Raw genomic sequence first — 6,897 nt, 5'->3', positions numbered from 1 at the left:
CCCGGCTCACCCGCAGCACCGGGCTCGGCGCGCGCCGCCTCTACCGCGACCACGTCACGGGCGAGCTCAACGAGGAGACGGCCCTGCCGCCCGGCGCGAGCACCGAGGGCCTCCACGGTGACCGCACGGCCCTCGTGCGGCTCTCCCGCGAGGACGCGGACGCCCTCGGGCGCGAGCTCGTGGAGACCTTCGACCGCTACGCCGCGCGCCGCCTCCCCGAAGGGCAGGGGCAGACGTACCTCGTGCAGATCGCGCTGCTGCCCGTGAGTCCCGAGGACGAGCCCTGAAGATCGTGTCAAGGAGCGCAGAAGACGGGCTGCATCCTCGCTTCACGGGCGTGTCAGCGCGCGGACCTAGACTCCGGATCGACCGGAGGACCGCATGGACTGGGAACAGCTGAGGAGGAGCACGAACGTACAGGACCGCCGCGGCGGGCTCGGCGGTGGACTCGCGATCGGCGGGGGCGGCGCGATCCTCATTGCGATCGTGAGCCTGCTGTTCGGCGCGAACCCGAGCGACGTCCTGAACAACCTCACGGGCGGCGGACAGACCACGGGGCAGTACCCCAGCACGCCCGAGAACGACCGCAACGCCGACTTCGCGGCCCGCATCCTGGGCGGCACCGAGGATGTCTGGACAAACGTCTTCCAGAAGGCCGGACGGACCTACGAGCCGACGCAGTTGGTCCTCTACGACGGCTCCACCAGCACGCAGGGCTGCGGCGGCGCGAGCTCCGCCGTGGGGCCCTTCTACTGCCCCGCCGACCAGAACGTCTACCTCGACCTGAGCTTCTTCCGTGAGCTCGAGGGCCGCTTCGGCGCGGGCGGCGACTTCGCCCGCGCGTACGTCATCGCGCACGAGGTGGGCCACCACGTGCAGGACCTCCTCGGCATCGAACAGCAGGTGCGCCAGCTCCAGAGCCGCACGGACCGCGCGGGTCAGAACCGCCTCTCCGTCCTGCTCGAACTGCAGGCCGACTGCTTCGCGGGCGTGTGGGGCAACAAGACCGCCGACGTCACGAACCTCACCCAGGCCGACGTGCGCGAGGCCGTGAACGCCGCCGCCGCCATCGGCGACGACGCCCTCTCCCAGGGCCGCGCCAGCCCCGACTCCTTCACGCACGGCACGTCCGAGCAGCGCGTCTCGTGGTTCACGCGCGGGCTGCAGCAGGGCACCGTGGAGGCCTGCGACACCTTCAACTCCCGCTGAACCTCCTCTCCCCGGCCGGGCGTGGTACATGTGACGCATGACCAAGCTCCGCTGGGGTTTTCTCGGCGCGTCCCGCATCGGCCGGGGCGCGCTCGCGCCTGCCGTCCACACCGCCGGGCACACGCTGCTCGCCGTCGCCGCGCGCGACCCCTCCCGCGCCGAGGCCTTCGCGCGCGAGCAGGGCGCCGCGCGCGCCTACGGCTCCTACGAGGAGCTCCTCGCGGACCCGGACGTGGACCTCGTCTACAACGCCCTCCCGAACGACGCGCACCTGCCCCTCACGGTCGCCGCGCTGGAGGCGGGCAAGCACGTCCTGTGCGAGAAACCCCTCGCGATGAACGCCCACGAGGTCCGCGAGCTTCGCGCCGCCGAGCGCCGCACGGGCCGCGTCGTGCTCGAGGCCTTCTCCTACCGCTTCCACCCGCAGATCGACGCGGCGAGAGAGATCGTCCTCTCCGGGGAGCTCGGGGAGGTCCGCGCGGCCCGCGCGGCGTTCTCCTTCACCCTCGACCGCCCCGACGACTTCCGCTGGAAACCCGAGCAGGGGGGCGGCGGCCTGTACGACGTGGGCTGTTACTGCGTGAACGCCGTGCGGCGCGTGCTGGACCGCGAGCCGCGCCGCGCGTGGGCCGTCTCGCGCGACGAGGGCGGCGTGGACGTGCACCTCGCCGGACTCCTCGACCTCGGCGGGGGCGTGTCGGCGGGGTTCGACTGCGGCATCTCCTCCGCGTACCACCAGTTCCTGGAGGTCGTGGGCGAGCGCTCGGTGCTGCGGCTCGCGCGGCCCTACTCCAGCAAGGGCACCGAGGTGACCCTCACCGTCGGGGACGACGTGCGGACCTTCGAGCCGATGGATCCGTACGCGGAGATGGTGGCGCACCTCGGACGCGTCGCGCTCGGCGAGGAGGCCCCGCGCTTCCCCCTCGCGGAGTCGGAGGCGCAGGCGCTCGTCCTCGACGCGCTGTTCGAGTCCGCCCGCACGGGCCGCGTCGTGGAGATCCCGGCGGTCCCGGCCTGAGCGGCGGACAGACGGCGGTCAGATCGGCCGCCTAGCCTGTCCTCATGAAGAGGTTCGTCCTGACCCTGTCCCTCGCGTGGCTCGCCACGCCCGCGCTCGCCATCCTGCCGCAGCAGGAACCGCCCGCCGCCGTACGGTCCTACGCCCGCGCGCTCGCCACGCACGCGGACGTCGGTCTGTACGTCTCCCCCGCCCTGCCCGCGCACGAGCGGGCCCTGCTGGAGACCACGCTCGGGGCCGGTGGCGCGCCGCTCGTGCTGCCCACGCACGCGCTGAGCTGGACCGTCTCGAAACGCGAGTACCGCGTCGTCGCGCCCGGCCGGAACGCGCCCGTCCTCGTGACGCTGGAGCGCCGCGGCACCGGCCCCTGGCAGGTCACGTCCGCGCGCGCGGCCCGCTGACCTCCCCGACGGGTTCGGGCGCGCGGAAGTCCGTCAGGAGCCACACCAGCAGGTTGTAGGCGGCAAAGACGAGGAAGAAGCGCCGCCCCCGCGTGTCCCGCGAGAAGCCCGCCAGCCACGGCAGCGCCGCCTGCACGATCACGCTCGCGATCTCCGCGTGACCGTGCAGACGGAACGGCACGACCCGCACGATCCCGAGGGGTGTGCGGGTCGTGGAGACGGCCAGCAGGATCAGCCCCGCGAACACGTGCGCCCAGCGCTCCGAGGGCCCCGAGAGGCGGGCGTGGCGCGCGAGCAGCAGCAGGGCCGGAGCCGTCACCCAGTCCACCAGCGCGTGCCCGCGCCGCCCCAGCGGCTTGAGGTTCATGCGTCCAGCGTCCCCGCCCAGCATGAACGGCCCCGCAGGAGCGCGTGGCGGTCCCTTGAGCCGTCCAACACCCGGCGGTCCCCCACGCTGCCTAGCATGACCGCATGACGAACCGCGACGGCGACGGCCAGAACCTCGACAGCAGCCCCAAGAGCACCCCCCAGCAGGCCCAGGAGAACGCGCGGACCGCCCGGGACAACCAGGGCAGCGTGCCCGACCGGCACGACACGGGCGGCGGACCCGTCGGCGGCAACACCGTCGACGGACGGACCGGCCCCGGCGAGACCGGTCAGGCGGGGCCGCCCGTCAGCACCCTGCGCGTCCACACGGACGACCTCAGCGGCGACGGCAACCTCGGCAACAGCAGTCACCACGACGAGCTCGGCACGCTCGGCGCGGACCCCAGCGACGCGGACTGAAGGTCACCGCGTCTCTCCACTCAAGGTCAGGATGAGCGTCCTCGGGCCCGCGTGGTCGCGGTGCTCGCAGAGGTACACGCCCTGCCAGGTGCCGAGCGCGAGCCGTCCGTCCGTGACGGGCAGCGTGAGCGACACGCCGAGCAGGGCGCTCTTGACGTGGGCGGGCATGTCGTCGGGGCCTTCGAGGTCGTGCTCGAACAGGGGGTCTCCGTCGGGCACGGCGCGGGTGAAGTAGCGCTCCAGGTCGCGCCGCACGTCGGGACTGGCGTTCTCGCCGAGCGACAGGCTCGCGGAGGTGTGCCGCAGGAACACGTGCAGCAGGCCCACCGTGACGTGCGGCGCGCCGTCCAGGGCGTCCTCCACGTCGCGGGTCACGAGGTGGAAGCCGCGCGGACGCGGCCTGAGCGTGACGGTCGTCTGGTACCACGTCATGCGTCCATGCTATGGGACACCGCGGGTCAGCGGTCGGGCGCCCAGGTGCGGTACTCGTACATCTGCTCGGCCTGGACCTTCGCGACGGCGCGGGCGGCGCGGCGCACGCGTTCCGTGTCGGAGCGCAGCAGGGCCTCGGTCGCCATGCGCAGGGCGAGCGCGTGGTGCTCCAGCATGCCCCTCACCCAGGCCTCGTCGGGGTTGGGGCCGGCCGTCACGGCGTCCACCATGGGCTTCATGTCGGCGGCCATGGCGTCGTGGGCGGCGCGGTCGAGGCCGCCGAGGTCGTAGTCGCGCAGCATCGCGTTCATCTCGCGGAGCTCGCTGACCTGCAGGTCCCGCACCTGCTGGGCCCACCCCTTCACGCGAGGGTCGCCGCCACGCTTCAGGGCGGCGTCGCTCATGCCGACCGCCGCCTCGTGGTGGGCGATCATCATGGAGAGGTAGGCGCGGTCGAAGGCGCGGCCCGAGAGGGTGGAGAGGTCCGGGCCGTGCGCGTGCGCGCCGGTCGCAGGGGGCGTCATGGGAGCCATGGGCGCGGCCGGGGTCTGCTGGGGCGCGGTGTGCTGGTGCGTCTGCGCGGCCCCGAGGGCCGCGACGAGCGCGAGCGCCGTCGGGATGAGCTTGCGGGACATCGTGACCGCAGTCTAGAGCGCGCGGGTGAAAGGCTCCTCAGCGCACCCGGCGGGCCTCGAAGACGTGGCTGGGCCGCACGAACTCGTCCTGCGCGGCGACGAGCTGGATCTCGCGGGTGCCCGCGCGGTGCGTGAGGTCGAGCAGGCCGTACAGGGACGACACGGCCGCCGACAGGCTTCCCGGCACGTCGCGCGAGCGCAGGTAATTGCCGAAGAACAGCGCGGCGATGGCGTCGCCCGTACCGTTGCGGGGCGGGTCGAGCGGGAGCAGGGGCGTCCGGGCGATCCACGCGCCGTCCTCGCTCACGACGAGGGTGTCGATGTGGGCGGTCTGCTCCCCGCCGGGCGCGTCCTCCGTGATGAGGCTCGTGACGAGCACGAGGCGGGGCCCTTCGGGACGCAGGCGGGCGCGCAGGTCGTCGGCGGCGAGGAGGGCGTCCTCCAGGGTGCGCACCTCCCGGCCCGCGAGCAGTTCGAGCTCGAACTGGTTGGGCGTGAGGACGTCCGCCTGGGGCACGGCGCGGTCGCGCATCACGTCCGGGATCTCGGGACGGACGAAGACGCCGCGGCCCACGTCGCCCATGACGGGGTCGCAGCAGTACAGCGCGTCCGGGTTGACCTCGCGGACGCGGCGCACCGCGTCGAGGATGGCCCCGGCGGTGTTCGCGTCACCCATGTAGCCCGACAGGACGGCGTCGCAGTCGCCGAGGACGCCGCGCTCGGCGATGCCCTGCACGATCTCGGCGACGTGTTCGGGCGCCATGACCTGACCGCGCCACGCGCCGTAGCCGGTGTGGTTGGAGAACTGCACGGTCTGGATCGCCCAGACCTCGAAGCCGAGGCGCTGGAGCGGGAAGACGGCGGCGGCGTTCCCGACGTGGCCGTAGGCCACCCAGGACTGGATGGAGAGGAGGTTGAGCGGCCTCTGGGCGGTCCGGGCGTCGGGCGTCTGCACGGCCGGATCATAGCGCGCGGGCGGGCCGTCGACGCTGACGGCCCGCCCGTTCGTGTGCGCTCAGCCTCGCGGGGCGAGGCTGGTGGGGTACACGCCGATCATCTGGCGTCCCTGGGTGTTCCAGAGGCGGTCGAAGTCGCGGTAGGAGAGCCACGAGGTGCCGCCGACCATGCTGTCGCTGACCCAGACGATCCCGGCGGCGTCGTCGTAGCCGCGCACGACTCGGAAGTGCGGGATGTGGCCGGGTCGGTCGTACCACTGCAGCACGATGACGGGCACGCCCTGCGACACGAGCTTCTTGACGCCGTCGAGGGTGCCGCCCTTCGTGACGCGGGCGGTGAGGCCGAACTTGCGGACGTACGGCGCGATGACGTCGACGCGCATGTAGCCACCCCTGGGGCGCAGGACCTTGCGCAGGTCCTCCTGGGGGACGCGGTAGCCGAAGTAGGAGAGGACGTGCGAGACGCTGGCGGGGCCGCAGTTGTTGTAGCTCTGCCGGGCGAAGCTCATTCCCCCGAGGAAGGCGCGGGCGGGCAGACCGCTCGTGAAGCTCGCGGCCTGCACGAGGCCGCCGCCGCCCGCGCTGGGTCCGAGGTGCGTGACGGCGACGGGCTGGTTCCACACGCGCGGCCCCCGCACGGGCGCGGACGCGTCGACCTTCGGCAGGACGGGCGCGGGGACCGCCACGCTGACGGGCGGCAGGCTGCGCTGCAGGACGCCGGAGGTGATGGGCGTCGTGGGCGCGGGGACGGGTGCGGCGGGCTCCGGCGTCTCGGTGACGACGGTGACGCTCTCCACGTCGGGGAACGCGGGCGTGAGGGGCTCGTCTCCGAGGGGAGCCGACGGGATGTGGCTCACGTCGAGGGTGGGCGTGGGGACAGGCGCGGGCGTGGAGACGGCGGCGCGGGGCAGGCCGGCGCTCGCGGCGAGCTGGGGGGAGATCACGACGGGCGCGCGGGTGGTGCGGGGCGCGGGGGCGGCAGTGAGGCGCAACACCTGACCCACCTGTACGGTGGGCGAGTCGAGGCCGTTGAGGGTCATGAGGTCCGTGACGCTGCTGCGGGCGGCACGCGAGATGCTGTAGAGGGTGTCTCCGGCGCGAACGGTGTACGTCTGGGCCGGGGCGGCGAGGGAGAACGCTCCTCCGGTCAGCAGGGCGACCGCGAGGAACGACGCACGCATGAACATTCCGTTAGTGTTGCATTGAGATGAGGTGGAGTGATGATAAATACCTCTTAATTTTCATCCCCCCGCTCATGAGTCATCCAGGAATGCAAAAAAGTATGCACCGTCCTTCCGGGAGGAAGTCATGAAGACCCGCCAAGCCCGAGCCGTTCCCCCACGAAACGCCGCCGCGCAGACCGTTCCACCACGATCCGGAGCGGCCATGGCGGCCGCGCCCCTCTCGGCGGCCGCGCAGGCCATGGCCCCGCTCTCGGCGGGTGCCCTCGCGCTCGCGCC

Annotated in this window: 10 protein-coding genes; 5 read left to right on the top strand and 5 right to left on the bottom strand. The window is 72.8% G+C overall.

Going from position 1 to position 6,897, the window contains the following annotated elements; translation table 11 throughout:
- The 4 genes from DEIPI_RS39010 to DEIPI_RS0105250 form a co-directional block, all read left to right on the top strand.
- On the top strand, positions 1-287 hold a 287-nt coding region (locus DEIPI_RS39010), incomplete at its 5' end, for a hypothetical protein (RefSeq protein WP_045233683.1).
- A 94-nt stretch (positions 288-381) separates the two neighbouring features.
- Positions 382-1,209 carry a KPN_02809 family neutral zinc metallopeptidase gene (gene ypfJ / locus DEIPI_RS0105260; RefSeq protein ID WP_027481093.1) on the top strand — a complete coding sequence of 276 codons (828 nt, stop codon included), beginning with the start codon at positions 382-384 and terminating at the stop codon, positions 1,207-1,209.
- Positions 1,210-1,246: 37 nt separating this feature from the next.
- On the top strand, positions 1,247-2,227 hold the full coding sequence (locus tag DEIPI_RS0105255) for a Gfo/Idh/MocA family protein (RefSeq protein WP_027481092.1): 981 nt from the start codon (positions 1,247-1,249) through the stop codon (positions 2,225-2,227).
- 44 nt (positions 2,228-2,271) lie between these two features.
- Positions 2,272-2,628, top strand: a complete 357-nt coding sequence (locus tag DEIPI_RS0105250) for a hypothetical protein (protein ID WP_027481091.1) — start codon at positions 2,272-2,274, stop codon at positions 2,626-2,628.
- Here the strand turns inward: DEIPI_RS0105250 and DEIPI_RS28710 are convergent.
- Positions 2,603-2,995, bottom strand: a complete 393-nt coding sequence (locus tag DEIPI_RS28710; protein ID WP_045233682.1) for a hypothetical protein — start codon at positions 2,993-2,995, stop codon at positions 2,603-2,605. The genes DEIPI_RS0105250 and DEIPI_RS28710 overlap by 26 nt on opposite strands.
- 104 nt (positions 2,996-3,099) lie before the next feature.
- Between DEIPI_RS28710 and DEIPI_RS0105240 the strand changes: the two genes are divergently transcribed.
- Complete coding sequence (locus DEIPI_RS0105240; protein ID WP_027481090.1) at positions 3,100-3,414, top strand: hypothetical protein; 315 nt, start codon at positions 3,100-3,102, stop codon at positions 3,412-3,414.
- A gap of 3 nt (positions 3,415-3,417) precedes the next feature.
- On the opposite strand, the gene DEIPI_RS0105235 is transcribed toward DEIPI_RS0105240, so the two are convergent.
- From DEIPI_RS0105235 to DEIPI_RS35325, 4 genes are read right to left on the bottom strand one after another with little or no spacing between them, the layout of a single operon-like run.
- A complete protein-coding gene (locus DEIPI_RS0105235; protein WP_027481089.1) occupies positions 3,418-3,846 on the bottom strand; it encodes a secondary thiamine-phosphate synthase enzyme YjbQ in 429 nt (142 codons plus the stop codon).
- A 26-nt stretch (positions 3,847-3,872) separates the two neighbouring features.
- The gene (locus DEIPI_RS0105230) at positions 3,873-4,481 is read right to left on the bottom strand and encodes a DUF305 domain-containing protein (protein ID WP_027481088.1); all 609 of its coding nucleotides are present in this window, start codon (positions 4,479-4,481) and stop codon (positions 3,873-3,875) included.
- A gap of 37 nt (positions 4,482-4,518) precedes the next feature.
- A complete protein-coding gene (gene pdxY, locus DEIPI_RS0105225) occupies positions 4,519-5,436 on the bottom strand; it encodes a pyridoxal kinase PdxY (protein WP_027481087.1) in 918 nt (305 codons plus the stop codon).
- A 60-nt stretch (positions 5,437-5,496) separates the two neighbouring features.
- Positions 5,497-6,624 (bottom strand): LysM peptidoglycan-binding domain-containing protein, encoded by a 1,128-nt coding sequence (locus tag DEIPI_RS35325; RefSeq protein ID WP_052351626.1) that lies wholly within the window; start codon positions 6,622-6,624, stop codon positions 5,497-5,499.
- Positions 6,625-6,897: the final 273 nt, after the last annotated feature.

The organism is Deinococcus pimensis DSM 21231 (assembly GCF_000519345.1).
Classification (GTDB): Bacteria; Deinococcota; Deinococci; order Deinococcales; family Deinococcaceae; genus Deinococcus_A; species Deinococcus_A pimensis.
The sequence above is the reverse complement of the archived record's forward strand: the minus strand, read 5'-3'. Positions and strand labels throughout refer to the sequence as shown.

Excerpts from the sequence above, each read along its gene's own strand:
- ypfJ (WP_027481093.1), top strand. The coding sequence starts at position 382 with ATGGACTGGGAACAGCTGAGGAGGAGCACGAACGTACAGGACCGCCGC.
- DEIPI_RS0105255 (WP_027481092.1), top strand. The coding sequence starts at position 1,247 with ATGACCAAGCTCCGCTGGGGTTTTCTCGGCGCGTCCCGCATCGGCCGG.
- DEIPI_RS0105250 (WP_027481091.1), top strand. The coding sequence starts at position 2,272 with ATGAAGAGGTTCGTCCTGACCCTGTCCCTCGCGTGGCTCGCCACGCCC.
- DEIPI_RS28710 (WP_045233682.1), bottom strand. The coding sequence starts at position 2,995 with ATGAACCTCAAGCCGCTGGGGCGGCGCGGGCACGCGCTGGTGGACTGG.
- DEIPI_RS0105240 (WP_027481090.1), top strand. The coding sequence starts at position 3,100 with ATGACGAACCGCGACGGCGACGGCCAGAACCTCGACAGCAGCCCCAAG.
- DEIPI_RS0105235 (WP_027481089.1), bottom strand. The coding sequence starts at position 3,846 with ATGACGTGGTACCAGACGACCGTCACGCTCAGGCCGCGTCCGCGCGGC.
- DEIPI_RS0105230 (WP_027481088.1), bottom strand. The coding sequence starts at position 4,481 with ATGTCCCGCAAGCTCATCCCGACGGCGCTCGCGCTCGTCGCGGCCCTC.
- DEIPI_RS35325 (WP_052351626.1), bottom strand. The coding sequence starts at position 6,624 with ATGTTCATGCGTGCGTCGTTCCTCGCGGTCGCCCTGCTGACCGGAGGA.